The sequence below is a fragment of the Rhodococcus sp. HNM0563 genome (assembly GCF_012726195.1).
Lineage (GTDB): Bacteria > Actinomycetota > Actinomycetes > Mycobacteriales > Mycobacteriaceae > Rhodococcus.
On the sequence record NZ_JAASAF010000003.1, the window covers coordinates 234115 to 260120 of the forward strand.

Annotated in this window: 27 protein-coding genes; 13 read left to right on the forward strand and 14 right to left on the reverse strand. The window is 65.2% G+C overall.

The annotated features are described in order from the left end of the window. The first annotated feature begins 8 nt into the window (after positions 1-8). The gene (locus HCA61_RS08030) at positions 9-224 is read left to right on the forward strand and encodes a maltose regulon activator MalT (RefSeq protein WP_169687637.1); all 216 of its coding nucleotides are present in this window, start codon (positions 9-11) and stop codon (positions 222-224) included. A gap of 7 nt (positions 225-231) precedes the next feature. Here the strand turns inward: HCA61_RS08030 and HCA61_RS08035 are convergent, their stop codons facing one another. Both HCA61_RS08035 and HCA61_RS08040 read right to left on the reverse strand, forming a co-directional pair. Then, positions 232-756 carry a 2'-5' RNA ligase family protein gene (locus HCA61_RS08035; protein ID WP_169687638.1) on the reverse strand — a complete coding sequence of 175 codons (525 nt, stop codon included), beginning with the start codon at positions 754-756 and terminating at the stop codon, positions 232-234. A 33-nt stretch (positions 757-789) separates the two neighbouring features. Further along, positions 790-1539, reverse strand: coding sequence for a CPBP family intramembrane glutamic endopeptidase (locus HCA61_RS08040; protein WP_247272936.1), 750 nt, complete (start codon positions 1537-1539; stop codon positions 790-792). 219 nt (positions 1540-1758) lie between these two features. On the opposite strand from HCA61_RS08040, the gene HCA61_RS08045 reads away from it, so the two are divergent. Beyond that, entirely contained in the window at positions 1759-3456 is a 1698-nt protein-coding gene (locus HCA61_RS08045; RefSeq protein ID WP_169687639.1) for a fumarate hydratase, read from the forward strand. Between the two features lie 115 nt (positions 3457-3571). Here HCA61_RS08045 and HCA61_RS08050 read toward each other — a convergent pair whose 3' ends face one another. Next, entirely contained in the window at positions 3572-3964 is a 393-nt protein-coding gene (locus HCA61_RS08050; RefSeq protein WP_169687640.1) for a hypothetical protein, read from the reverse strand. Positions 3965-4189: 225 nt separating this feature from the next. Between HCA61_RS08050 and HCA61_RS08055 the strand changes: the two genes are divergently transcribed. Beyond that, complete coding sequence (locus HCA61_RS08055; RefSeq protein WP_169687641.1) at positions 4190-4528, forward strand: helix-turn-helix transcriptional regulator; 339 nt, start codon at positions 4190-4192, stop codon at positions 4526-4528. A 131-nt stretch (positions 4529-4659) separates the two neighbouring features. Then, entirely contained in the window at positions 4660-5154 is a 495-nt protein-coding gene (locus HCA61_RS08060; RefSeq protein ID WP_169687642.1) for a hypothetical protein, read from the forward strand. Positions 5155-5172: 18 nt separating this feature from the next. On the opposite strand, the gene HCA61_RS08065 is transcribed toward HCA61_RS08060, so the two are convergent. Continuing rightward, a complete protein-coding gene (locus HCA61_RS08065; RefSeq protein ID WP_169687643.1) occupies positions 5173-5769 on the reverse strand; it encodes an ATP-dependent Clp protease proteolytic subunit in 597 nt (198 codons plus the stop codon). Further along, a complete protein-coding gene (locus HCA61_RS08070; protein WP_169687644.1) occupies positions 5766-6395 on the reverse strand; it encodes an ATP-dependent Clp protease proteolytic subunit in 630 nt (209 codons plus the stop codon). Before HCA61_RS08070 ends, HCA61_RS08065 begins: the two co-directional genes overlap by 4 nt. Before the next feature lie 368 nt (positions 6396-6763). Here HCA61_RS08070 and HCA61_RS08075 point away from each other — a divergent pair, with 368 nt between their 5' ends. Beyond that, on the forward strand, positions 6764-7480 hold the full coding sequence (locus HCA61_RS08075; RefSeq protein WP_169687645.1) for a type 1 glutamine amidotransferase domain-containing protein: 717 nt from the start codon (positions 6764-6766) through the stop codon (positions 7478-7480). On the opposite strand, the gene HCA61_RS08080 is transcribed toward HCA61_RS08075, so the two are convergent. The 8 genes from HCA61_RS08080 to HCA61_RS08115 form a co-directional block, all read right to left on the reverse strand. After that, positions 7462-8019 carry a pyridoxamine 5'-phosphate oxidase family protein gene (locus HCA61_RS08080; RefSeq protein ID WP_169687646.1) on the reverse strand — a complete coding sequence of 186 codons (558 nt, stop codon included), beginning with the start codon at positions 8017-8019 and terminating at the stop codon, positions 7462-7464. The genes HCA61_RS08075 and HCA61_RS08080 overlap by 19 nt on opposite strands. Positions 8020-8028: 9 nt before the next feature. Then, positions 8029-9348 carry an MFS transporter gene (locus HCA61_RS08085; protein WP_169687647.1) on the reverse strand — a complete coding sequence of 440 codons (1320 nt, stop codon included), beginning with the start codon at positions 9346-9348 and terminating at the stop codon, positions 8029-8031. Positions 9349-9384: 36 nt separating this feature from the next. Further along, complete coding sequence (locus HCA61_RS08090) at positions 9385-9858, reverse strand: VOC family protein (protein WP_169687648.1); 474 nt, start codon at positions 9856-9858, stop codon at positions 9385-9387. Between the two features lie 69 nt (positions 9859-9927). After that, complete coding sequence (locus HCA61_RS08095) at positions 9928-10530, reverse strand: hypothetical protein (RefSeq protein ID WP_169687649.1); 603 nt, start codon at positions 10528-10530, stop codon at positions 9928-9930. A 30-nt stretch (positions 10531-10560) separates the two neighbouring features. Beyond that, positions 10561-11964 carry an FGGY family carbohydrate kinase gene (locus HCA61_RS08100; protein WP_169687650.1) on the reverse strand — a complete coding sequence of 468 codons (1404 nt, stop codon included), beginning with the start codon at positions 11962-11964 and terminating at the stop codon, positions 10561-10563. Beyond that, a complete protein-coding gene (locus HCA61_RS08105; RefSeq protein ID WP_169687651.1) occupies positions 11961-12887 on the reverse strand; it encodes a carbohydrate kinase in 927 nt (308 codons plus the stop codon). The genes HCA61_RS08100 and HCA61_RS08105 overlap by 4 nt, the downstream gene beginning before the upstream one ends. Then, entirely contained in the window at positions 12884-14335 is a 1452-nt protein-coding gene (locus tag HCA61_RS08110) for a mannitol dehydrogenase family protein (protein WP_240959073.1), read from the reverse strand. Before HCA61_RS08110 ends, HCA61_RS08105 begins: the two co-directional genes overlap by 4 nt. Positions 14336-14342: 7 nt before the next feature. Continuing rightward, positions 14343-15374 (reverse strand): NAD(P)-dependent alcohol dehydrogenase, encoded by a 1032-nt coding sequence (locus tag HCA61_RS08115; RefSeq protein WP_169687974.1) that lies wholly within the window; start codon positions 15372-15374, stop codon positions 14343-14345. A 127-nt stretch (positions 15375-15501) separates the two neighbouring features. On the opposite strand from HCA61_RS08115, the gene HCA61_RS08120 reads away from it, so the two are divergent. The 8 genes from HCA61_RS08120 to HCA61_RS08155 all read left to right on the forward strand — a co-directional run bounded on the left by HCA61_RS08120 (position 15502) and on the right by HCA61_RS08155 (position 24498). After that, on the forward strand, positions 15502-16557 hold the full coding sequence (locus tag HCA61_RS08120; RefSeq protein WP_247272931.1) for a sugar-binding domain-containing protein: 1056 nt from the start codon (positions 15502-15504) through the stop codon (positions 16555-16557). Between the two features lie 5 nt (positions 16558-16562). Then, a complete protein-coding gene (locus HCA61_RS08125; protein ID WP_169687653.1) occupies positions 16563-17942 on the forward strand; it encodes a sugar ABC transporter substrate-binding protein in 1380 nt (459 codons plus the stop codon). Further along, positions 17939-18904: a sugar ABC transporter permease gene (locus tag HCA61_RS08130; RefSeq protein WP_169687654.1), complete on the forward strand. Its 966-nt coding sequence runs from the start codon at positions 17939-17941 to the stop codon at positions 18902-18904. Before HCA61_RS08125 ends, HCA61_RS08130 begins: the two co-directional genes overlap by 4 nt. Further along, positions 18901-19791 (forward strand): carbohydrate ABC transporter permease, encoded by an 891-nt coding sequence (locus HCA61_RS08135; RefSeq protein WP_169687655.1) that lies wholly within the window; start codon positions 18901-18903, stop codon positions 19789-19791. The genes HCA61_RS08130 and HCA61_RS08135 overlap by 4 nt, the downstream gene beginning before the upstream one ends. 43 nt (positions 19792-19834) lie before the next feature. Then, complete coding sequence (locus tag HCA61_RS08140; protein WP_169687656.1) at positions 19835-20917, forward strand: ABC transporter ATP-binding protein; 1083 nt, start codon at positions 19835-19837, stop codon at positions 20915-20917. Positions 20918-20972: 55 nt separating this feature from the next. Then, the gene (locus HCA61_RS08145; protein WP_169687657.1) at positions 20973-22610 is read left to right on the forward strand and encodes a helix-turn-helix transcriptional regulator; all 1638 of its coding nucleotides are present in this window, start codon (positions 20973-20975) and stop codon (positions 22608-22610) included. 95 nt (positions 22611-22705) lie between these two features. Next, entirely contained in the window at positions 22706-23923 is a 1218-nt protein-coding gene (locus HCA61_RS08150) for an NAD(P)/FAD-dependent oxidoreductase (RefSeq protein ID WP_169687658.1), read from the forward strand. Then, complete coding sequence (locus HCA61_RS08155; protein ID WP_169687659.1) at positions 23920-24498, forward strand: hypothetical protein; 579 nt, start codon at positions 23920-23922, stop codon at positions 24496-24498. The genes HCA61_RS08150 and HCA61_RS08155 overlap by 4 nt, the downstream gene beginning before the upstream one ends. Positions 24499-24523: 25 nt before the next feature. Here HCA61_RS08155 and HCA61_RS08160 read toward each other — a convergent pair whose 3' ends face one another. Then, positions 24524-25957 carry a lipase maturation factor family protein gene (locus HCA61_RS08160; RefSeq protein WP_169687660.1) on the reverse strand — a complete coding sequence of 478 codons (1434 nt, stop codon included), beginning with the start codon at positions 25955-25957 and terminating at the stop codon, positions 24524-24526. Positions 25958-26006 lie beyond the last annotated feature (49 nt).

Below are 26006 nucleotides of genomic sequence, written 5' to 3' on the forward strand. Positions count from 1 at the left end.
GACCGATCATGAGCACTGCGAAATGGTGGGTGATCGACGGGCGGAAAGACGGATTCGCCGTCGAAGAACGTTCGACCGGGGACATCGTGGTCACGAACAAGTCCTCGTCCGAAGAACACGTGCTTCACGGGTATGTGTGGAAGCACTCGCCGGTGTTCGGCATCCAGATCCAGAGCGAGGGACCGCCACCCTACGGGCACTGGGTCGAGAATCCCGACGACTGATCCCGCGTCAAGGCAGATTCTGCAGCCGGTACCGCTCTCCGGTCACGGTGTCGATGAGCTCCGCCCGCGTCACCGTGGCTTCGATGGGTAGCACGTCGTAGACGACCGCGGTCAACCGTGGGAGTTCGTCGCGCCGGGTCCTCGGACTGAGCGAACAGTGGGGTGTCCACGACCGCGGCCTGTAGTGGCGGTGCAGTTCGGCGCCGGTGCTCTCCACCGCACGCACCACGAGTTCCTGCCGTACGAGAAGATCCGCGGTGGGCGCCGGGATCAGGCATGCCCGGCCCCTGCGAAACAGGCCGACAGCATCGAACCTCAGTGGGATCGGGTCGGCTGCGGGCAACGCGTCGAGCGCCGCGAGGAGTCGACCCGTGTCGTAGGTCCGCAGCACCGCGTACGACAGGTGCGGTACGTGCCTGCAATGTGTGTGGGTGAGGAGCGTGGAGATGCCGTCGTCCTCGAGGCGTTCCCACAGTCGCCGTACCGCACGGTCGGTGTCGGCGTCGAAGAGCAAGCAGACGGCGAGTGCCATCAGCCGAAGCGTTCGCGAGGCGGCATGGCTTCGTCAGGCCACGGTGACGTGCCACACGAGCGCTGCCGCGAGCGCCCCGGCGCCGTTGAGCGACCAGTGCAACGCGATCGGCGCGAGGATGCTGCCGCTCCGCCGGCGGAGCCAGGTGAACACGAACCCTGCCGCTGCGGTCGCGATCACGGCGCCGGCGATCCCTGCGAGCTGTGCCCAGATTCCGGCGCCGAGGAAAGCGCTCAGTCCGGCGTTGCCCGCGGTCAGCCCGAACGACGATGCGATGTGCCACAGGCCGAACAGCAATGACCCGACCGCGAAGACACCTCGGGCTCCCCACACACGCTCGAGGGTGCCGTGCAGGACACCGCGGAAGGCGAGTTCCTCGGGGATGACGGTCTGCAACGGGATGATGATCATCGACGCAACCAGTGCGCCGGACACGGTCGCGTACCGTTCGGACAGGAAGAACTGCCTGGTGAACGGTAGCGCGATGCCGATGGCAACCACGGCGAGGACCAGCCCGATCGCGCCCACCGAGTAGAGCGTGCCGCGCTTCCAATGCCGCGGCGACAGCCCGAGTTCGTTCCAGTGCATGCCACGCTGCCGCATGATCGCGACGAGCACTGCGGCAGCGATGGGGACTGTGGCAATCGATGCCCAGACGGTGGTGAAGTGCGCGACAAGATTCGTGGCGACGAGTACTGCGACGACGACGCACACGTCGACCCATGCGTGGAACTGTGGAACCCGTCGGACGATCGGGACGATCCGTTCTGCTTCGACAGTCACGCGCGAACCCTCTCCACCAGGTGTGATACAGGGAAACGGGAGGTTACGTGCGGGTTGCTCGAGAACATCTCCCCCAGTATACGGACCGAACCAACCGATCCCCGTGACGCACATCACGATCCGCACACTCGAGGGATGCGTCACACGCCCCGTTGTCAAGGCCTTGCGTCGACGCGACTAATCTGATTGGCGAACCTCAGCCTCTTTTCAGGAGAAACAATGGCCGACTTCCTCTACGAGGACCTGCTGCCGATCGGGGAAGACCCCACCGAATATCGGCTGCTGACCAGCGAGGGGGTGTCCACCGTCGAAGGACCTGACGGACGCACTTTCCTGAAGGTCGAACCCGAGGCGATGCGGCTGCTCACCGAGACCGCGCTTCACGACATCTCGCATTACCTGCGCACCGACCACCTGAAGCAGCTCGCGAGCATCCTCGACGATCCCGAGGCATCGAACAACGACAAGTTCGTCGCCTTGGACCTCCTGAAGAACGCGAACATCGCGGCGGCCGGTGTGCTGCCGATGTGCCAGGACACCGGCACCGCGATCGTCATGGGCAAGCGGGGTCAGCAGGTACTCACACCCGGCGACGACGAGGAGTCGATCGCGCGCGGCGTGTACGACGCGTACACCAGGCTGAACCTGCGCTACTCGCAGAACGCTCCCCTCACCATGTGGGAGGAGAAGAACACGGGCAACAACCTTCCCGCGCAGATCGAGCTGTACGCCGACACCGCGAAGGGCCATGAGAACTCGTACAAGTTCCTGTTCATGGCCAAGGGTGGCGGATCGGCCAACAAGTCGTACCTTTACCAGGAGACCAAGGCGATCCTGAATCCGGACTCGATGATGCAGTTCCTCGAGGCCAAGATTCGTTCGCTCGGCACCGCCGCGTGCCCGCCCTACCACCTCGCGATCGTCGTCGGCGGTACGTCTGCCGAGTTCGCACTCAAGACGGCGAAGTACGCGTCGGCGCACTACCTCGACGAGCTCCCCACCGAGGGCGCGATCACCGGCCGCGGCTTCCGCGACCACGACCTCGAACAGAAGGTCTTCGAGCTCACCCAGAAGATCGGCATCGGCGCGCAGTTCGGCGGCAAGTACTTCTGCCACGACGTTCGCGTCATCCGTCTCCCCCGCCACGGTGCGTCGCTGCCTGTCGCCATTGCGGTGTCCTGCTCCGCCGACCGTCAGGCGAAGGCGAAGATCACCCCCGAGGGCGTGTTCCTCGAGCAGCTCGAATTCAACCCCGGCCAGTTCCTGCCCGAGGTCACCGACAGCCAGCTCGACGCCGAGACCTCCGGTGTCTCGGGCACCGGCAAGGGTGCGGCAGTCAAGATCGATCTCACCAAGCCGATGCCGGAGATCCTCGCCGAGCTGTCCAAGCACCCGGTCAAGACGCGCCTGTCACTGACCGGCCCGCTCGTCGTGGCCCGCGACATCGCGCACGCCAAGATCAAGGAGCGGCTCGACGCCGGCGAGGAGATGCCGCAATACCTCAAGGATCACCCGGTGTACTACGCCGGCCCGGCCAAGACGCCGGAAGGGCTCGCATCCGGATCGTTCGGCCCCACCACCGCCGGTCGCATGGACTCGTACGTCGAGCAGTTCCAGGCTGCGGGTGGTTCGATGGTGATGCTCGCGAAGGGCAACCGTTCGAAGCAGGTCACCGACGCGTGCAACACCCACGGCGGCTTCTACCTCGGCTCGATCGGGGGCCCGGCCGCGCGACTGGCACTCGACTGCATCAAGAACGTCGAGGTCGTCGAATACGAAGAGCTCGGCATGGAAGCGGTCTGGAAGATCGACGTCGAGGACTTCCCCGCCTTCATCGTCGTCGACGACAAGGGCAACGACTTCTTCGCGCACACGGGCGAGGTCACGCTGACCGTCGGTAAGCGACCCGGCCTCTAGACTTCGGTCTACCGACGGAAAATCCGCTCCCGCGATCGAATTCGCTTCCCGCTACGGCAATTACCGATGTGGGAAGCTGGGCCGGTCGCGGGAGCGGATCTCCCTGAGTCCAGGGTCAGGCGGCGCAGGAATGCGTACGGGACAGAACCGCCGGCGACTGCGCGACCACACTCTGCAGGAAGCCCGCTACGACGTCCGGTGAGGGTTCTTCACCGGGAGCAAGGATCTCACACAGGCGACGGTAGGTGTCGTCGCTCAGCACAGGTGCCACGCGGAAGTGCGTGGTCATCGCCAACGTGAACGCGATTCCGTGACTGCGGGAGCGCACCAGCAACTCGGGGCCGTGTTGGCCCTCGGTCAAACAGATCTCGAAGACAGCACCACCTGCGTCGTGTTCGAACGACGCGGACGCTACGTTGCTTCGGATCATTTGACGATGAAGGGGACGCAGTCCGCCGAGCACCAGCGGCGGAAGCGTCACAGTGCGAAAACGGTCGGCGGTGAACATGCGAATCTCTCCTTGCGCTACCCCGGCCATGGTACTCCGACCGGGAATTTTCTGGAATCAGTCCAATAACTGGAACTATTCCAGAAAACGGCACACTTCGCAATCATCACACCCGAGGTATGGGTCACGTCGACGGCCGGTCTTGACGGAGGGCCCGAATACGCGCGTGTTCGTCCACAGCGGAACCGAGTCCGCTCCACGTATTCCGGCGGAACAATGGACGACATGCACACGGAGCCACGGAACGTCGTCGATCTCGGAGCCGCCCGCGCCGCCCGCGAACCGAGGTTGCTTCGTCAGGTGTACGGCGAAGTTCTCCGCAGCGAGCGGCTCGACCAGGACCGCAGTCTCGACGAAGTCGCCCGCACCGTAGGGATGTCGAAACAATATCTGTCCGAGATCGAGCGCGGACGCAAAGACCCGTCCTCGGAGATACTCGGGTCGGTCTGCACGGCACTGGGCATGCCGGTGGAACAACTCCTCGAGCGGGGAATCCGCCGCATGTCGGCACACCGCGCGATCGGAACCACACAGCAGACCACAGTGGAACTGCGTGCGGCCTGACTCCGATCCACAAAGCAATTCAACAGATTTCGAATCTTCGGTCTCCGGATTCGTTGCACAATGCCACAATCGGCAGGGAAACAACCGTCCACACGTGGTATCTCACGCTGCCGAATCGTCAAAGGAGAGGAATGTACCGGAAAGTTCCCGGTCTCGTCGTCACCTCGTTCGTCGCCACCACCGCTGCTGCTCTGTCACTGAGCGTAGGCGCGGCCCACGCGAACCCCCTGGGATCGATCGACTTCACTCCACCTACCGATCCCGTCGAAACACCGTTCTGCAGCATCGAATACCCCGACCCCAACCAGTTCGACCGCATCGACGTCAGCGACGTGACGGTGTCCTCTCCGGCGGACGGGCAAGCAACGTTCACCTTCCACACACGGTCACAGACCACGGCACCGTACACACAGGCCGCGTCGGTGACGTGGGCGAACCTCGACAGCGGAATCAGCGGTGTCGGCGACACCTCGGCACGAATCGGAGCGGGTGAAACAACCCTCACCGTGCCGGTGCAGAACACAGGCACCGGACGCGTCACTGCAGTAACGCGAGTCACCAACACTGCAGACAACGGGCAGGACGTCACGACGCTCGATTGTGTCTCCGAGTACACAGTTCCCTGACACGCTGCGTTCCCACCCCTAGACGTCGCCGCGGTCGACGACGATATGGTCGGCGAGTCCGTAGGCGACAGCCTCCTCCGGAACGAAGATGCGGTCCCGGTCGGTGTCGCGACGAAGTTGCTCCACGTCACGGCCGGTGTGCGCGGCGAGGATCTCCTCGGTCTGTGCCCGCACCCGCATCACCTCCGCCGCCTGCAACGCGAGGTCGGAGATGGTGCCCTGCCCCTGCGCCGACGGCTGGTGCAGCAGAACTTTCGAGTGTGCCAGCACATGCCGTCGTCCCTGTGCTCCGGCTGCCAGGAGAACAGCGGCAGCGGAGGAGGCCTGACCCATGCAGTAGGTGGCCACGGCCGGACGCAGGAATTGCATGGTGTCGTAGATCGCGAGCATCGCCGTGGTCGAGCCGCCCGGCGAGTTGATGTACAGCCCGATCTCCCGGTCGGGCGAGTCCGCTTCGAGGTGCAGCATCTGGGCCATCACGACATTTGCGACGCCGTCGTCGATCTCGGTGCCCAAGAAGATGATCCGCTCGTTGAGCAGCCGGCTGAAGACATCGAACGACCGCTCCCCTCCCGGTGTTCGTTCGATGACGTTGGGGATCGTGTACGAGCTCATCGGACGTCCTCCTGCCGGTCGGCGGACAATCCGAGCCGACGCGCTGCGGCAAACGGAGCAACCTCCTGCAGCGACCCGACGACGGCGTCGACGATCCCGTACTCGCGAGCCTGGTCGGCGGTGAACCACCGGTCGCGGTCACTGTCGCGGGCGATCTCCTCCACCGAACGCCCGGTGGCCTCGGCGAGAATCAGCTGCGACTGCTGCTTCATGTACTCGAGGTGCTCGGCCGCGATCGCGATGTCGACGGCAGTACCCGAGAACCCTGCGGACGGCTGGTGCATCATGATGCGACTGTGCGGCAAGCTCAGCCGTTTACCTTTCGTGCCCGACGCGAGAAGCACCTGCCCCATGCTCGCGGCGAAGCCGACGGCGACAGTGACCACGTCGTTGGCGATGAGGCGCATCGTGTCGTAGATAGCCAGCCCGGCGAGAACCGATCCGCCCGGAGAGTTGATGTGGAGGACGATGTCGCGTCGGTCGTCCTCGCTGGCGAGCAACACCAGTTCCGAACAGACACGTTCGGCCATTTCGTCGTCCACCTCGCCGGTGAGGAGGAGGGTGCGGTGCCGAAAGAGTCTTTCGACAAGGGTGTCGTGATAAGTGGAGCTTCCGTTTGTTGCCATGCGCTCACCTTTACGGGTTCCGGCCCGAATCGGTCCGTTTGTCTGCCCAGGGCAGACAGTGCACCTTGCGGCGGGAACCAACCCCGAAACATATGCTATCGGAACGCCTAGGCCTGACCACACACCGAAGTAAGCAGACGAAACAGGAACCTCGCAGGGCCAGTGGTCAACCACCAGCCCTGCGAGGTTTACATTTGCCCTGCTTACTTCCGGAGCGCTAGTGCTCGTCGGTGAGGGCCAGCAGTCCGCAGAGTTCCACTGTCCCCAAGGCGGTGCACGCGGTCAAGGGAGCTGACCGAGCCGCTTCTCCGTGTCCTCCGAGCGGCCAGCGGGTATACGAGCTGCACACCTTCGAAAGGAGCCACGCCATGACCGAAGCCCTGTTCGTCGTCAGCGCTGCCGATCACTGGACTCTTCAGGACGGCACCCACCATCCCACCGGTTTCTGGGCGGAAGAACTCGTGGAGCCCTACACCGCCTTCGACGAGGCCGGCTACACCATCACCGTCGCGACTCCAGGCGGGCGCACTCCGGTCGTTGACCCTGCCAGCCTCGAACCCGACACTGCCGGAGGAGAGGACCGCGCCGCGGCTCTCGAAGCGTCGTTGCACAACTTGCATCCCGTGCTCGAGCATGCTGTACCACTCGAACGCCAGCGCGCCGATGATTTCGATCTACTGTTCGTGCCCGGTGGCCACGCGCCGATGGAAGACCTTGCCGTCGACGAAAAGTTCGGTGAGCTCGTGCGGCATTTCGTCGACTCGGACAAGATCGTCGCGATGGTGTGCCACGCCCCCGCAGCACTTCTTCCCGCTTTCGCGTCGGGCGGGCGTTGGTTGTTCGAGGGCTACCGATTGACCTCCTTCACCAACCTCGAGGAGGCGCAGGCAGGACTCGCAGACAAGGCCCCCTGGTTGCTGCAGGATCGGCTCCAGGAAGCGGGCGCGGTCTTCTCGTCCGAAGATCCGTGGCAACCTCACGTCGTGGTCGATCGCGGTCTGTACACCGGTCAGAACCCCGCGTCGTCGCGGCCGCTGGCCGAGCGGGTCGTCGCCGACGTGGCCGGTCAGGGAACTACACGCTGACCGCTCCACCCACTGTCCCGGCGGACGAACTTCCAACGCGCGTGGCGGGGTACCGACAGGTCGAGCCAGTCGAGCCGCTCGAGTTCCACACCCACCCACGCAAAGCGTTCGAAAGCGGTCGCATCGTCGTCGAACGCCTCCGGTCGCTCTCGCATCGGCGTGCCGGGGACCGCCGGCGAACTGTACAGCTCGCGACTGTGGGGCCCGAACGTCTCCCACACCGATTCCCGCTCGTCGGTGTCGTCGACGAGGACGGCGTGGCCTTCGACGCGTAGTTGCACCGCGCGCTGATCGTCGCCCATCGTCAGCGCGACACGTGGGTTGCGCCGGATCTCGGGCACTTTCTCCGACCGTGAGTCGGTCGCGAACATGACCCGGCTCCGTACCGGGTCGAAGCGGCGAAGGATCACCGCACGAACCCGCGGTCCACCATCGATGCCCACCGTTCCCAGATACCCGAGGGTGAACGGCGTGCGCCGCGCGGTCGCGTCCTGCAGCGACCCGACGATCAGCTCGAGGACCTCTTCGCTCGTTGTCATGACGGGCACCTAGTCCTCGAGGGCGACCTGCGCCCGCTCCGGGAGGGTGATCGCCGCAACCGCAGCGATCACGAACGACACCGCGAACATCGAGAACACCAGACCGTTTCCACCACCGTCGAGAAGCAGTGGGACGAGTAGCGGAGCGATGATGGACGCGAGGCGCCCGAACGCGGCGGCAGCACCGGTTCCCGATCCACGCACCGACGTCGGATACAACTCCGGTCCGATTGCATACAGCGCACCCCACGCGCCGAGGTTGAAGAAGGAGAGTGCCATTCCCGCGGCAATGATCGTGCCGGGGGTGTCTGCGAGACCGAACAACGCCGCCGAGACCGCCGACCCCGCCAGGAACAGCGCAAGTGTGGTGCGCCTGCCCCACACTTCGATCAGCCACGCGGCGACGGCGTAACCGGGAAGCTGCGCGAGGGTGATGATCAGGGTGTACCCGAATGAGGTGACCAGGTCGAAGCCCTGTGCCACGAGCAGGCTCGGTAACCAGATGAACGCGCCGTAGTACGAGAAGTTGATGCCGAACCACACGATCCACAGCGCTGCCGTGCGGGCGCGCAACCCCGCGTCCCAGATCGATCGCCGCGCAACCTCGGCCTGTGCTGTCTCGGACGGCGCATCGTCCGCCACGTCTGTCCGGGGCGCGACACCGGCGGAGCGTTCGTAGTCGAGGACGATCGCTTCGGCCTCATCGGTGCGGCCTCTGCTCTCGAGAAACCGCACCGATTCCGGCAATCCCAGACGCACGACAAGTGCGTACGCGGCCGGAACGAGACCGATCGCGAGAGCCCACCGCCACCCGTCGTCGTTCAGCGGTACGACGAAGTACCCGATCAGTGCTGCAAGAAGCCACCCGGCAGCCCAGAAGGCTTCGAGCGCCACCACGACGCGACCACGGATTTTGCGCGGCGCGAATTCGCTGACCAGCGTCGACGCCACCGGAAGTTCGGCGCCGAGCCCGAGTCCCACCACGAAACGCAGCGCGATGAGCATCGCGACCGACGTCGACAACGCGGCCGCGCCCGTCGCCAGTCCGTAGAGCAGGAGCGTCGCAGCGAATACCTGCCTGCGGCCGATGCGGTCGGCGAGCAGACCACCGACCGACGCACCGATCGCCATGCCGAGGAAGCCGATGGACCCGATCCACGACAGTTGAGTGGACGACAGATCCCACTGCACTGCCAGCGCCGCCATGACGAACGAGATCAGGCCGACGTCCATCGCGTCGAGTGCCCAGCCCACACCGGACCCTGCCAGCAGGCGGCGGTGCTTGGCGGTGAACGGCAGTTCGTCGAGCCGCTGGGTACGCGTGGTCATGGATCGGAAGTTACACGGTGCCTCCGTGGAAGGTGCTCACCCGCGTGCGGCTTCCTCCAGGATGGCTATGTCGATTTTCTGCATCTTCATGAACGCGTCGCTGACCCGCTGCGCGACCGACCTATCGGGGTCGGCGAGCAACTCCACGACTCGTCGAGGCACCACCTGCCATGACAGCCCGAACCGATCTCTGAGCCAGCCGCACTGCGATTCCTCGCCGCCGTCGGCGAGGAGCGAATTCCAGTAGTGATCGACTTCGTCCTGGTCGCCGCAGTCGATCTGGAACGACACCGCTTCGGTGAACTGGAACTGCGGCCCACCGTTCAGCGCAGTGAAGCGCGAACCGTCGAGTTCGAATTCCACGGTCAACACGGTACCGGCCGGGAACGGCCCGTCCTCCGGGTAGTAGGAGGTGCTCAGGATCTTCGAATTGGGGAAGACGGAGGTATAGAACTCGGCGGCTTCCTGCGCGTTCATGTCGAACCACAGGCACGGGGTGAGGGCGGGCATCACGAGGCTCCTTCATAGGTCGTGCGGCTGTCATATGGACTGACCGCCACCGAAGAGAAACCTCATCGTTCACTCGACGGCGAGCTGAACAGGTGGTTCTCGGAGCACCCGGTCGGGCCACAGGCTTGCTCCGGCATGACCGAGCAGCAGTTTGGTGTAGTACACCGGCGCGAACCAGGGCGCAGTGCGAGACGATCCGAGTGCCCGGTCCAAGGCGATGCCACCCACGGTCAGCGCCACACCGAGCGGGCGCCGATATCGTGGGGTGGCACGAATCGCGACGGTCGCGGCCATCATGTAGCCGTACTGCGCGCCCGCCCACAGCCACACCGATATGCGGTTCGCCTCGTCCCGATCCCACCAAGCAAAGACGAACGGATGTACGTGCAGTGCAGCAAATTTCAGGTGATCGGTTCCGGACGCGCCGGGACGCTCGTACCAGCGGGCGCACGCACGAGTGTTGTTCACCCATGCCCCACCCCACAGATCGACCGCACACGCGCGAAGAATCAACGATTCGGTGCCGGACAGGTCGCGCGATCGGCGTGAGAGTGTCGGTGCTCCGATAGCGCCGAGTACCGATAGCGCCGCGGTGACCGTGTTTTCCACGGGTCCCGCCTCGGGCCCCACGAACTCGTCCCACGCCTGTCGAAGTCTTCCTCGTGCTCCCATGCCTGCCCAGTCTGCCACCGACACGCTGTTTCAGGGGCCGACACCATCCGTCAGATCCCGTACCTCGGCGTACCGCCGACGGACGTGCGGGGCCGGGTCGGCTTCGTAACGTCTGATCGAGCCCTCCGCCCACTTCGGGGGTTCGTGGCCACCTCGCAGCACCCACGCGGCCTGCCGTGCTGCACCGCGGGCGACGTACTCACCCGGTTCGGGCACGTCCACCGGCAGACCGAAGATCGCAGGTGCGAGCTCACACAGGGCCTGGGACCTCGCCCCTCCCCCGACCATCAGCACCCGCCGGACCGGTGTGCCTTGACCGATGATGTGGTCGATACCCTCGGCCAGCGAACAGAGCAACCCCTCGACGGCGGCGCGGGCCAGGTGCGCGGGTGTCGAATTCGTCAGTCGCATACCGTGAATCGCGCCGGTCGCGCCGGGGCGGTTGGGAGTCCGCTCGCCCTCGAGATACGGCACCAGTACGAGGCCGTCGCTGCCCATGGGGGCAGACAGCGCGAGCCGGGTCAGTTCTGCACGTTCGACACCGAGCATCGATGCGGTCGCGTCGAGCACCCTGGCCCCGTTGAGCGTGCACACGAGCGGTAGGTGCCGCCCGGTCGCGTCGGCGAACCCGGCGACGTATCCGTCCGGGTCGCGCGGGGCGGTCGCCGACACCGCGCACACCACGCCGGATGTGCCGATCGATACGACGACGTCACCTTCTCGCGCATCCAATGCCAATGCCGCAGCCGCATTGTCGCCGGCTCCGGGGCCGAGCAACGCACCCCAAGGTGTTTCCCCGACGGAATCGACCGGCCCGGCAATGGAGGGCAACGCCGGACTCGACCGGCGCAGTGCAAGTTCGAGCAGATCACGACGGTAGTCGCCGGTAGTGGCATCGAAGTAGCCGGTACCGCTCGCATCGCTACGATCGGTGGCGAGCGCGCGGAGGTCGGAGCTGCCTGCGATTCGCCACGTCAACCAATCGTGCGGTAGGCACAAAGCCGCTGTGCGCGCAGCATTGTCAGGTTCGTGGTCGGCAAGCCAGCGGGCTTTGGCGACGGTGATCGCGGCGACCGGCACGACTCCGACTGCGTCCGCCCATTCCTCGGCCCCACCGAGATCGCGGACCAGATCCGCTGCCGACTCAGCGGATCTGTTGTCGTTCCACAGCAGAGCATCTCGTACGATCCGACCGGAGGAGTCGAGGCACACCATCCCATGCTGTTGCGCACCCACCGACACCGCAGCGACGTCCTCGAGGCCCCCGGCCGCGGCGATCGCCTCGTCGAGCGCCGCCGACCATGCCTGAGGATCCACTTCTGTTCCGTCCGGGTGCGTCGCTCGGCCTTCTCGGACCACGGCCCCGGTGTCCGCGTCGCACACCATCACCTTGCAGGATTGGGTGGACGAATCCACGCCGGCTACCAACGTCATGGTGTCACCGCCCGGTCGCGTTGCGCACGGGTGGGAAGGTCCGCGCCGGGACGGGCGACGGTGAGCGCCGATATCGAAGAGGCCGCATGTAATACGGATTCGAGGTCGGCGACACCGATCTCGCTCAGCGTCTCGCGCTGCTCCGCTCCCAGGAGACCGAGGTCCCACAGCGCGTCGAGCAGGCCGACGGTGAACGCGTCGCCCGCACCGACGGTGTCGACCACGTCGACCTTCTTCGCAGGCAGCTCGACGACACCGGCGCGACACACCGCGACGGCACCGGACGCTCCACGCGTGACCGCGACGATCGACGGTCCTCGCGACAACCAGTCGCGTGCGATGTCGAGCAGGTCGTGTCCCGGCGCGACCCATGCCAGGTCCTCGTCACTGACCTTGACGACATCCGACAGTGCCACCAGCCGCGCTATCCGTTCCCGTCCGCGCTGGTCGTCTCCGATCAGTGCCGGCCGGATGTTGGGGTCGAAGCTGATCGTCGATGTGCGCGCCTGCTGCTCGACGAGGTCGGCGACCGCGTCGCATCCCGGCTCGAGCACGGTCGCGATCGAACCCGTGTGGACCAGCACCGGACCGGGGTCCGGCGAGGGTAGCTCGGGCTGCCAGCTGATATCGAATTCGTATGTGGCGGCGTTGTCGTCGCCGATCCTCGCCGACGCGGTCGCGGTGCTCGTCGGCGACACGCTGCCGTCGGTCAGAGCGACACCGGACGCGTCGAGATATCCGACGATACGCCTGCCGCGCTCGTCTGCCCCCACACTCGTGGCGAGCCGGACCTCCCGGTCGAGCCGCCCCAACCCGACCGCGACATTGAGTGGGCTCCCACCGACGTGTTCGACGGGCTTCTCGTCGCCGCGACGGACGATGTCTATGAGGGCTTCTCCGACAATCAGTGCCCGGCCACTCATTCCGGCTCCACAGGTAGGGCTTCGAGGGTGCCTTTCGCACCCTCGTTGTGCAAGGAGTTCAGGGCCCAGGTGTACGCGTCGACGAAGCGCGCGCTCCGGGCGAGATCCCCGAACACCGAGGTGTTCTCGATGAACACCGCGGGGTGGGTGTACTGCTTGCGCGCGAGTGGCACCAGTTCGTCGGCGAGACGGTCCACCACCTCGATCGGATTGCCGTGTTCGTCGACGCCTTCGGCATAGCGAGCCCAGGATGCGACGATCGCCGCGGAGCGGACGATGTGACCGCCGCTCGCGAGATTCTCGCGGATGACCGGCAGTAGCCACTTGGGGATGCGATCGGACGATTCGGCGCACAGGCGCGCGATCGTGTCTCTGATCTCGGGGTTGGCGAACCGCTCGATGAGTGTCCGGGTGTATTCGTCGAGGTCGATACCCGGGACCGGCCGCAGGGTCGGTATCGCATCATCGGCCATGTAGTTCAGAAGGAACTGCGCGATCAACGGATCCTGCGCTGCGTCGTGCACATAGCGGTAGCCCATCAGGTACCCGAAATAGCAGAGACCCTGGTGGCTCGCGTTGAGCAGTCGCAACTTCATCAGTTCGTACGGCGCGACGTCGTCGACGAGATGCACACCCGCCTTTTCGAGCGGTGGCCGCCCGTCGGTGAAGTCGTCTTCGAGGACCCACGTCGTGAATGGCTCGGCCACCACGGGCCAGCGGTCCTGAACATCGAAACGCGACGAGAGTTCGTCGATCACGCGCTCAGTGGTGACGGGAGTGATGCGATCGACCATCGAGTTCGGGAAACGGGTGTTCTGGGTGATCCAGTCCGCGAGTTCGGGGTCCACCAGGCGGGCATAGGAGGTGAACACCAGGCGGGCGACAACGCCGTTGCCCTCGATGTTGTCGCAGGACATCAGCGTCGGGGACGGAATGCCCCGAGCCCGTCTGCGCGCCAGTGCTTCGACGACCAGGCCGAACACCGTGACAGGTGGTCCTTCGGAGGCCAGGTCCTGCTTGATGGCCGGGTTGTCGACGTCGAATTCGCCGGTGTCGTGGCGGATGTTGTATCCGCCCTCGGTGACGGTGAACGAGACGATCTTCGTGCTCGGCGCTGCGAGGAGTTCGATGACGGCCTCGGGTTCGTCGGGCGCATACCGATAGTCGACGATCGACCCGATCACGCGGGGTTCCCATGTCCCATCGGGGTGGGTGAGCACCAGCGTGTAGAGGTTGTCCTGGGCGGCGAGGGCCTCCTGCATCCGGCGATCGCCCGGCATGACGCCGACCCCGCAGATCCCCCAGTCCTTCGCGAGGCCCTGCTCGAGGAGACGGTCGACGTACATCGCCTGATGCGCACGATGGAATCCCCCGACACCGAAATGCACGATACCGACGGTCACGTCGTCCCGGGAATAGGTCGGCGTAGGTATACCCAGCTCCGGCAGGGTCTCTTCACTCGGTTCCACGTTGCGCCTCCACGGTGGGTGATACGTGTACAACTGCCTTGATCGAGCCGGGGACCCGATCGGAATCGAGGGCATCGACAGATTTCTCGAGCGGGAAGTGCGCGGTGACCATCGAATCGAGGTCGACCCGACCGGACTCGAGAAGACGCAGCGCCGTCGGCCACGTATTCGCGTATCGGAAGACGCCGGTGAGCACCAATTCCCGGTTCTGGATCACCTGCACGGGTATCGGCATCGTCTCGGCACCCGACCCCACGAGTACGACGGTGCCCGCGGGACGGACGGCGCGGATACCCGAGTTCACCGCCGAGGGCGATCCGGACGCATCGATGTAGGCGTCGACCCGCAGATGCGACATGTCGTCCGATCGTGGATCGCGGGTGACGGTGGCACCGAATCTCCGCGCGACCTCGCGTCGGTGTTCGTCCAGGTCGGTCACGATGATGTCGACGGCCCCGAATGCACGCGCGACCTGGACGGTGACGATGCCGACCGGACCCGCGCCGCTGACCAGCACGCTCGACCCGGCCGTCACCTGCGCCTTCCGGACCGCGGCGATCCCCACCGACAGCGGTTCGCACAGCGCCGCGGCATCGTCGGACACCGTGTCCGGAACTGGATGAGCGAAGTGTGCGCCGATGGTCACGTACTCGCACAGCGCGCCGTCGACCGGTGGCGTCGCGTAGAACTGCATGTGCGGACACAGGTTGTAGTCGCCTCGCCGGGTCGGGGCGCTGCCCGGGTCGGGGCGTTGCGGCTCGATCGACACCCTTTGCCCGATGCGTTCGGCGGACACCCCCTCCCCGACAGCGACGATCGTCCCGGACGCCTCGTGCCCGAGAATGAGCGGCGCCTCGACCACGAATTCGCCGATGCGGCCTTCACGGTAGTAGTGCGCATCGGATCCACAGACCCCCACGGACGCGACCCGGATCAGCACGTCACCGGGAGCGGGCTCGGGAACGAGGCGTTCCTCCATCTCGATCCGCCCCGGCTCGACGAGGACCGCCGCGCGCATCGTCGCCGGAAGAGCCGAATCTGTTGTGTAGATCACACTCCGATGCTAACCTACTGAGCACATGAACGCACCCCTGCGCATTTGCTCATGAGATTCGAATGCTGCAGGCACAGAGGAGAGCCCTTCCGTGACGAATCCCAGTCCAGCACCGAAGGCGCCGGACGGCGACACCACAGCCGCACCCGAAGACCTCCGCCTGGCCCTGCGCGCGGCAACCCTCTACTACCTCGACGGGCTCACCCAGGCCCAGGTGGCGGACCGACTCGGCGTCTCCCGCGCGACCGCCGGACGCCTCGTGGCGCGCGCCCGCACTCACGGCCTCGTCCGCATCGAGGTCGCCACACCTCCCCACCTCCGCGACGACCTGCACGCCGATATCGAGCACGCGCTCGAGAAGCGATTCGGACTCACCGAAGCAGTGGTCGTCGGCGTTCGCGTCGACGACCGTGGGCCGGTGGACAACTCGGCGAGCTTCGCCGTGCTGGGCCGCGCGGCCGCCTCCCTCCTGACCCGCCGCCTCCGACCCGCCGACACCCTCGGATTCACCTGGGGACCCGAAACCATCGCTGTCGCCCAGGCGATTCCGTCCGGCGTGGCCACATGCAAGACAATCGTGCAACTGGACGGCTCGGTCACCACGAGCACCTACCAGACCGGCACCGAGTACGTGCTCGGACGATGCGCCGAACAGCTTCAGGCGCAGCCGGTTCGGCTCCCCACTCCCCTCTACGCCGACGCCACGACCGTCACGTCCATGCGCACCGACTCGGTGATCTCCCGCACGCTCGAATTGGGCTCCCGAGCCGACGTGATGATGTTCGGCGTCGGTGCAGTGTCCTCCTCCACAACGCTGTTCGAGGGCAGCTTCCTCGACACCGCGATGCTCGATACGCTCGACGAGCTGGGCGCGGTCGGGGAAATCGGTGGCCGGTTCTTCCGAGAGGACGGAACACCCGCCCACGTCGAACTCGAAACCCGCACGATGTCGACACCGTTGTCCGACATCGCCTCATGTCCGTCGACAATCCTGGTCACCGGCGGCGCATCGAAGCACCGCGCGGCCCACGGCGCCCTCTGCGGCGGCTACGCGACCATGCTCGTCTGCGACATCGCCTGCGCAGAATGGCTCCTCGATCGATCCTCCACCCACTCGCACGACTCGGGCAGGCTCCCACCGAAATGAGGTAGATGGCGTTGCAACCACCCGGAAGCAGTACCCGCACACCCAGTTTCACCGGCAAGCTGATTGTCGGAGCCGGAGCGCTGTGCCTGGCGCTTTCCGGCTGCGCCGGAGCCGGATCCCTCGGCGCATCCGACCGGACCGTCACCATCGCGATGGTGTCCAACTCCCAGATGACGGACGCGCGCTCGCTCGCGTCGCAATTCGAGGAGGAGAATCCGGACATCGATCTCCGCTTCGTCACACTGTCGGAGAACGAAGCGCGCGCGAAGATCACCGCGTCCACCGCGATGGGCGGGGGCGAATTCGACGTGGTGATGATCAGCAACTACGAGACGCCGCAGTGGGCGGAGTACGGGTGGCTGACCAACCTGGGCCCGTTCATCGACGCCACCGAAGGATACGACGAGGACGACTTCATTCCGTCACTGCGTGAGGCGCTCTCGTACAACGGCGACATGTATTCGGTGCCGTTCTACGGCGAATCCTCGTTCCTCATGTACCGGAAGGATCTGTTCGAGGAAGCCGGCATCACCCTGTCCGATCCACCGACCTGGGACGAGGTCGCCGATGCCGCTGCACAACTCGACGGACCGGATGTCAACGGGATCTGCCTGCGAGGCAAGCCCGGTTGGGGTGAGCTGCTGGCACCGCTCGACACCGTGATCAACACCTTCGGCGGCCGTTGGTTCGACGAGGACTGGAACGCCCAGCTCAACTCTCCCGAGGTGCAACGCGCCGTCGAGTTCTATGTCGACCTCGTCCGCACCTACGGTCAGCCCGGCGCTGCTACCAGCGGGTTCACCGAATGCGCCACGCAACTCGCGCAGGGCCGTGTCGCGATGTGGTACGACTCGACCTCTGCGGTCTCGACGCTGGAAGACCCGTCCTCGAGCAATGTTGTCGGCAAGATCGGCTATGCCCCCGCACCCGTCATGGAGAAGGACCCGTCCGGCTGGCTCTACACGTGGTCGCTCGGAATCCCTGCGAGCAGTGAGAACGCCGACGACGCATGGAAGTTCATCTCGTGGATGACCGACCAGAATTACATGCGCCTGGTCGGTGAAGAACTCGGGTGGGAGCGCGTTCCCCCCGGTAGCCGCCTCTCGACGTACGAGATCCCCGAATACAAGGAGGCGTCGCAGGCTTACGGGCCCATCACTCTCGAATCCATCGAGGGTGCCGACCAAGCGAACCCCACAGTAGACCCAGTTCCGTACACCGGAATCCAATTCTTGGCGATACCCGAATTCCAGGACCTCGGCACCCGGGTGAGCCAACAGATCAGCGCTGCCATCGCCGGCCGTCAAACTGTCGCTGAAGCGCTCGATCAAGCCCAGAAGTACGCCGAAGCCGTCGGCGCAACGTATCGGGAGGAATCGCAGTGACTGCCCTCGATGTGCCTCAACCGACACCGGATGTAGCCGAACGCATCCGCCGTGTCAAAGCAGCGAAGAACGAGAAAGTCTCCCGTGCCGAGGGCTGGCGGCTGCGTGGCCCCCTGCTGCCCGCACTGATCTTCATGATCGTGGTGACACAGATACCGTTCCTGTTCACCCTCTTCTACTCCACGCAGTCCTGGAACCTCGTCAGCCCCGGTTCCCGACGGTTCGTCGGGCTACAGAACTACGTCGATGTGTTCCAGGACAGTCAGTTCTGGCAGGTAGCACTCAACACCGTCATCCTCATCGTCGGTACCGTGCTGATCTCGGTGGTTCTCGGCCTACTGCTCGCGCTACTGCTCGACCGCGTGTTCCTCGGCAGGGGCATCGTCCGCACCATGCTGATCACACCGTTCCTGGTCACCCCTGTCGCCGCGGCACTGGTGTGGAAGACCTCGATGTTCGATCCCATCTTCGGGATCGTGAACTGGGTCCTGTCCCCGTTCGGGGTCGGCGAGGTCGATTGGATCAGCCGATACCCGCTGCCCACGGTGATGGTCGCGCTGATCTGGCAGTGGACACCGTTCATGATGCTGTTGATCCTCGCCGGGCTGCAGTCGATGCCCCGCGACATCCTCGAGGCAGGTCGCGTCGACGGAGCGAGCGGTTTCTCACTGTTCCGCGAACTCACACTGCCGCACCTGCGTCGATTCATCGAACTCGGCACGGTGCTCGGCGCCATCTATCTCATCAACACGTTCGACGCGATCTACATGATGACGCAGGGCGGGCCCGGGACGGCGAGCGCGAATCTCCCGTTCTACATCTACCAGCGTGCGTTCCTCGGCTTCGACATCGGCCAGGCCGCGGCGATGGGTGTGGTCGTCGTGATCGCCACGATCGTCATCGCGACCTTCGCACTGCGCCTGATCTTCAAGTCGTTCACCGGTAAGGAGGAAGCGGCATGAGCACCACAGCTGCGGGCCCGCAGACATCGGACACCACGCTGCCGACCGGGAAGGCCACACGAACGGTCCGCAAACGCAAGCACCGCAAGATGAACCCGTGGGGCATCGTCGCCTGGATCGCCGCCATCGGTTTCTTCTTCCCAGTGTTCTGGATGGTGCTCACCGCATTCAAACAGGAGTCGGACGCCTACTCCGACCCTCCGAAATTCATCTTCACACCCACTTTGGAACAGTTCCGTTCCGTCTTCGAGACCGGCGCGAGCACAGCACTGCTCAATTCGGCGTTCGCGACCATCGTCTCGACCGTGTTCGTGCTCCTGCTCGGCGTGCCCGCGGCATTCGCATTGTCGTTGCGGCCGGTCCGCAAGACCCAGGACGCGCTGTTCTTCTTCATCAGTACAAAGATGCTGCCGATCGTCGCGGCGATCATCCCGTTGTACGTGATCGTCGCGAATATCGGTCTACTCGACAATATCTGGGCTCTGATCGTCCTGTACACCGCGATGAACCTGCCCATCGCCGTGTGGATGATGCGGTCGTTCTTCCTCGAAGTCCCGGGCGAACTGCTCGAGGCCGCCAGCATGGATGGCGCGAGTCTGTGGACTTCCGTGCGCGAGGTGATACTCCCGCTCGTCTCACCCGGCATCGCCGCGACCGCGCTCATCTGCGTGATCTTCTCGTGGAACGAGTTCTTCTTCGCCGTCAACCTCACTGCCGTTCAGGCCCAGACGATCCCGGTGTTCCTGGTCGGGTTCATCACCGGCGAGGGACTGTACTGGGCGCAGCTGTCCGCTGCCGCGACGATGGCTGCCCTCCCCGTCGTGCTCGCCGGATGGATCGCCCAGAACAAGCTCGTACGCGGCCTGTCGTTCGGCGCCATCAAGTAAGCCACCGATTCTCGACTTCCTCCCGAAACGAAGGGTTTCCATCATGGCCGAGATCACCTATCGGAACGCCTCCTGCATCTACGAGAACTCCGATTCACTCGCCGTCGACTCGCTCGACCTCGATATCGAGGACGGTGAGTTCGTCGTCCTCGTCGGGCCGTCAGGGTCGGGTAAGAGTACAGCCCTGCGCATGCTCGCAGGGCTCGAAGACATCGACGAGGGCTCGATTTCCATCGGCGGCGTCGACATGACAGGTGTGCCGTCCAAAGATCGCGACATCGCCATGGTCTTCCAGAACTACGCGCTGTACCCGAACAAGACCGTCGCCGAGAACATGGGCTTCGCCCTCAAGATGCGCGGGATCGGCGCCGAGGAACGTCGACGGAAGGTCGAGGAGGCAGCCAAGGTCCTCGACCTCACCGAATACCTCGACCGCAAGCCCGCGAAGCTGTCGGGTGGTCAGCGCCAGCGTGTCGCAATGGGACGTGCGATCGTCCGCGAACCGCAGGTGTTCTGCATGGACGAACCACTCTCGAACCTCGATGCGAAGCTGCGTGTGCAGACCCGCACACAGATCGCTGCCCTCCAGCGTCGCCTGGGCACCACCACCGTGTACGTCACCCATGACCAGGTCGAGGCAATGACGATGGGCGATCGCGTCGCCGTGCTGAAGCGGGGGCAACTGCAGCAGTTCTCGTCGCCGACCGAACTGTACGACCGCCCGGCGAACGCCTTCGTCGCCGGGTTCATCGGTTCCCCGGCGATGAATCTGCTCCCCGCCACCGTCACCGATGACGGAGTCCTCTTGGGCAACACGGTGATCCCGGTCGAACGTGACCGGATCACCAGCCTTCACTCGGCCGGGATCACATCCGTCACGGCGGGGATCCGTCCTGAGCAGTTCGAAATCACCGAGGGTGAGGGTGTGGAGGCAGTCGTCGAACTCGTGGAAGAGCTCGGCAGCGAATCGTACGTCCACACACGGGTACCCGGAAGCGGAGATCAGATCGTCGCGCGCTCACTGACCCGTACCCCCGCCCGCCTCGCGGACACGATCCATCTGCGTAAGCGTGAGGGCGCCGTGCACCTGTTCCATCCCGAGACCGGGGAGCGGGTGGGCGACTGACCCGTCGTGCCCCGCCCGGCCGCGTAGAATTCGATTCCGGGCGGAGAGGAGCGCGATGGACGCATCGGATGCGCTCGCTCTCGCGGACACCGCGTTCCGCGACCGAGCGTGGATACTCGCGGCCGACCAGTTCCGGGTGGCGGACGAGCTCCGCTCCCTCTCTGCCGCGGATCTCGACCGCGCAGCGCAATGTACATATCTGATCGGCAGTGAGGACCAGTGCATCCGGCTGCTCGAACGCGCAATTACCGCGCACCTCGCCGATGGCCGGCCCGACCGCGCAGGCCAGAGCACTTTCTGGCTCGCGTACATCCTGTCCGACCTCGGCGAGGCCGCGCGTACCGCCGGGTGGCTCGCCCGTGCCGAACGCGCCCTCTCTGCGCAACGTTCCACCGACGCGGTGCGCGCGGTCCGGGCGCTGCTCACCCTGCCACCCGCGATCGGGACGCTGCTCGGCGGTGACCCCGAGGCCGCGCTGATGACGCTCACCGCTGCTCGCGAGATCGGTCTGGAGTGCGGCCACCGCGACCTCGTGGCACTCAGTGGAATCGGCGTCGGGCAGGCACGGATCCTACTCGGTCACACGCGAGACGGCCTTGCAGTGCTCGACGAGACCATGGTGTCGGTGACGACCGGTGAGGTCTCCCCCATCGCGACCGGGATCCTCTACTGCGCGGCAATCATCACCTGCCATGAGACCTATCAGCTCCGCCGTGCCGCCGAGTGGACGCGCGCGCTGGGCGACTGGTGCGATGCACAGCCCGACCTCGTGCCGTTCCGAGGCCAATGTCTTGTCCACCGAGCCGAGATGCTGCACCTGCACGGTGCGTGGCGAGACGCGATGGAACAGGCGAGGCTCGCGTGCCGCCGGTTGTCCGAACCTGTCGCCAACCCTGCGATCGGTATGGCCCACTACGAACTTGCCGAACTGCACCGTGTGCGCGGTGAGTTCTCCGCCGCCGACGCCGCGTATCGTCGGGCGGCGCTCGCCGGCCACGAGGTTCATCCGGGCCTGGCCCGGCTGCGGCTTGCGCAGGGAAACCTCGACAGCGCTCGCGCGGGAATCGATCGCGCTCTGTCCGAGTCGACGTCGCTCTACCGTCCGCGAATGCTCGAAGCTGCCGTCGAGGTGGCGATCGTCGACGGCAACGTCGTGGGTGCACGTCGCTTCGCGGAGGAACTGGACGCCGTGGCATCCCGAGCCGAGTCCACAGCGCTCACCGCCATGGCCGCACAGGCATTCGGTGCCGTGCTGTTCGCCGAGGGCGACTCCCGTCAGGCCCTCGACCGCCTCCGAACCGCGTGGCGATTGTGGCAGGACCTCGACGCGCCCTATCCCTGCGCACAGGTCCGAGTACTGCAGGGACGCTGCTGCGACGCACTCGGCGACCAGGACACCGCAATGATGGAGTTCGAGTCGGCCGCGACACTCTTCCGAGAACTCGGGGCGACGAACGATCTCGAGCAGCTCCGTCGCTACGTTCCGCGCCCGTCGACTCCGGCGGGTCTGACGCCACGCGAGGTCGAGGTGCTGCGCGTGGTTGCCGCCGGTAAAACCAACCGCGAGATCGCCGAAACCCTGGTCCTCAGCGAGAAGACGGTCGCCCGTCACCTGAGCAACATCTTCGCCAAACTCGATGTCTCGTCGCGTTCGGCCGCCACCGCGTATGCGTACGAACACAACCTCATGTGAATGGTCCTCTACACACAATTACCCATGATGCAGGGCCTGTGTATCTGCACATATCGCCCGATGCGGGGTACCTGCTCCACTCATACCGTCGAAGCATGACTACTACACCGCTTCCCTCGACCGGTGCAGCCGTGCCCACCACCTCCCTCGACACCGTCGTCATCGGAGCGGGACAAGCCGGCCTGGCCACCGGATACCACCTCGCCCGCAAGGGGCGACGCTTCGTGATCCTCGACGCGAACCCAAGTCTCGGCGACAACTGGCGCTGCCATTGGGATTCGCTGCGACTGTACAGCCCGGCCGGTCGCGACGCTCTGCCCGGTATGAAGTTCCCCGCAGAGCCCGATTCGTTTCCCGGAAAGGATCAGGTAGCGAACTATCTGGAAACCTACGCGGAGACGTTCGATCTGCCGGTACACACCTCCACCCGAGTCCACCGCGTGACACTGTTGTCGAAGGCAACCTCGTCGATGCTGTTGTCGAAGGCAACCTCGTCGATGCTGTTGTCGAAAGCAACCTCGTCGGTGCCCTCCGACGATCAGTATCTCGTCGACTGCGGGGCAGTGCGGTTCGTCGCACACAACGTCGTGGTAGCGACCGGCACCTTCGGGCGGGCCCCTGCCGTACCCGAGTTCGCACACGAACTCGACCCGTCGATCCTCCAGCTGCACTCGAGCGAGTACCACAATCCTGCTCAACTACAGGACGGACCCGTGCTCGTGGTGGGCGCCTCGCATTCGGGTTGCGACATCGCATTCGAGGTCGCGGACACACACCGCACCATCCTGTGCGGGCGCGACACCGGGCAGATTCCGGTTCCGTTGGAATCCCGCCGGATGCATGCCCTCTTTCCCGTCCTCTGGTTCGTGTGGGGACATGTCATGTCGCTGCGGACACCGATCGGGAGGAAGCTCCGGCGTCACGAACGGCTTCATGGCGCACCGGCGCTTCGCGTCAAGCGAGCGGATCTCACCGCCGCCGGGGTCGAACGCGTCACCGACCGCATGACCGGAGTCCGCGGCGGCCGAGCGCTTCTCGGGGACGACCGGATTGTCGATGCAACGAACATCGTCTGGTGCACCGGGTTCCATCAGGACTACAGCTGGATCGATCTCCCTGTCCTCGGTGAGGACGGCTGGCCGCTCGAACAGCGCGGGGTGGTCGCGGATGCACCCGGTCTGTACTTCGTCGGCCTGGCATTCCAGTCGTCGTTCCGGTCCATGCTCATCGGTGGGGCCGGCGCCGATGCGCAGTTCGTGGTCCAGCATCTGGTGACACACCGGCCTGAACAGGTCGCTATGCTCCCGGCATGATCAGCCGGGGCACAACCGCATCGTTCATCGCACTCGCCGCAGCGCTCGTCACCGCCACAGCCTGCAGCAGCACTGTTTCCGGCGAGGCCACCGCCGCCGACCCGACCACGTCTGCAGCACCGACGACATCGTCTGCACCGACAACCACGACGACGACCACGACGAAGGCGCCGGTCCAGGCGGACGCTGCGGACTACGCGGGCTCGCAGCCCGGCGTATACTACTTCCTCTCCGAGAGCGGGAAGTTCGAGTGCGCGATCCTCACTCACACCGACCCTGTTGCGGGTTGCCAGGGCACCATGCCGTCGAGCGCGCCCCGCGTGCCGGGGAGCGGAGCGTCGGATGTGACGGTGCCGGCGAACGTCGTGATCGTGGAATCGTCCGGCGAGGGCCAGTTCAGCAACATCGGCGACATCGCCTTCATGGACCCCAACCGGACAGCACAGGTCCTCCCGTACGGGGAAGCGCTGAAGGTCAGCGTGTTCACCTGCACGATCGACGAAAGCACGGGTGTCACTTGCGAGTCGGACGCGCACGGCTTCACGGTGTCAGCCGACGACTACGAGCTGTGGTGACGCCCTGAGTCGTGAGACGCTGCGTTCACAGGCCCGCGAGGTCCACTCGCGAGACCGGCAGCATGAAATCGCCCGCCGGTGAACGCACCCACCAGGCTCCGGTCGCGCGATGCTCGTCAGAGGTGGTGTACCGATAGCGGAACACGCGCGCACGAACCAGAGCCGGCGGCGCATCGGGAAACGGATTGTGACGCAGTAACCGCAGGGTGGCGGGGTCGTTGTCGAGAAGCCGCGCTACGAACCGAGGGAACCAGCCGACTGCATAGTCACGGGAGATAGCAGCGAACCACATCAGCCAATCGAGCCGGCGATGGTAGGGCGCACATTGGCGGGGCCGGCGAAACACATCGCCGGGCTTGCCTTTGAATTCGTACTCGAGCCACTCTGTAGCCGGGGTGACAACCGCATCGGTGGTGCCTTCGACGATCACTTCCCTGCGGCTACGGGTGATGCTGCCGAACGCACCGTAGGTGTTGACGAAATGCCACGGGTTGTACGACGCATTCATCGCCTGCCGCTTCGATATCAGGTTCCGCGCCGGCCGATAGCTCAGCACCGCCACCACGGCGGTCAAAGCGAGCACCGCCGCGGTGAACGGCGCGGGAGTGGGCGCGAAATCGGAATTCGGAGTGACGAGGGCGGCATAGAATCGGTCGGGCAACACCGAAAGCGCCAGCACGATCGTCACCCAGTTCAGCCATGCGAAGTTGCCGCTGGCCACCAGCCACAGCTGCGTCGCGATCATGACCCCGGCGGCGATTCCCGCGACGGGCTGCGGCGTGAACAACGCGAAAGGCACCACGAGCTGTGTCACATGGTTCCCGGCCACCTCCAGCCGATGTAGCGGGCGCGGCAAGCGATGGAACCATCGGCTGAGCGGGCCGGGCATCGGCTGCGTCTCGTGGTGGTAGTACAGGCACGTCAGGTCCCGCCAACAGCGGTCGCCGCGCCATTTGATCATGCCCGCTCCGAACTCGACGCGGAACAGCAGCCAGCGGATCAGGAGCAGCACCAGGAACTGCGGGGCAGTATCCACGTTGCCCAGGAAGACCGCAAGCACTCCGGCTTCGAGCAGCAACGATTCCCAACCGAACGAATACCAGACCTGACCGACGTTGACGATCGACAGATACAGCACCCACAGCGCGAACCACACGAGCATGCAGGCGATCAACGGTAGGCGCTCGGTGACGCCCGCGACGGTCAGCAGCGCCAGGACCGCACCGATCGTCGCCACCGTTGCGAACGTGCGGTCGGTGAACCGCACGTGGAACAGGCTCGGTGCGGAACGGAACGGGTGATCCCGCACGAAGTCCGGGACGGGGAGTATTCCTCGCTCGCCGATCAGTGCCCGGAACTGCAGTAGAGCGGCCAGGAACGCCACCAGATACAGCGCGGCGAGACCTCGGGTGACCAACAGTCGCCCGATCACGTATCCGTCCGCATCCAACCAGTGCACAGTCGTCGCTCCCCGCCGACGGTCCGCTGCGTCGACCGAGTGCAGTGTC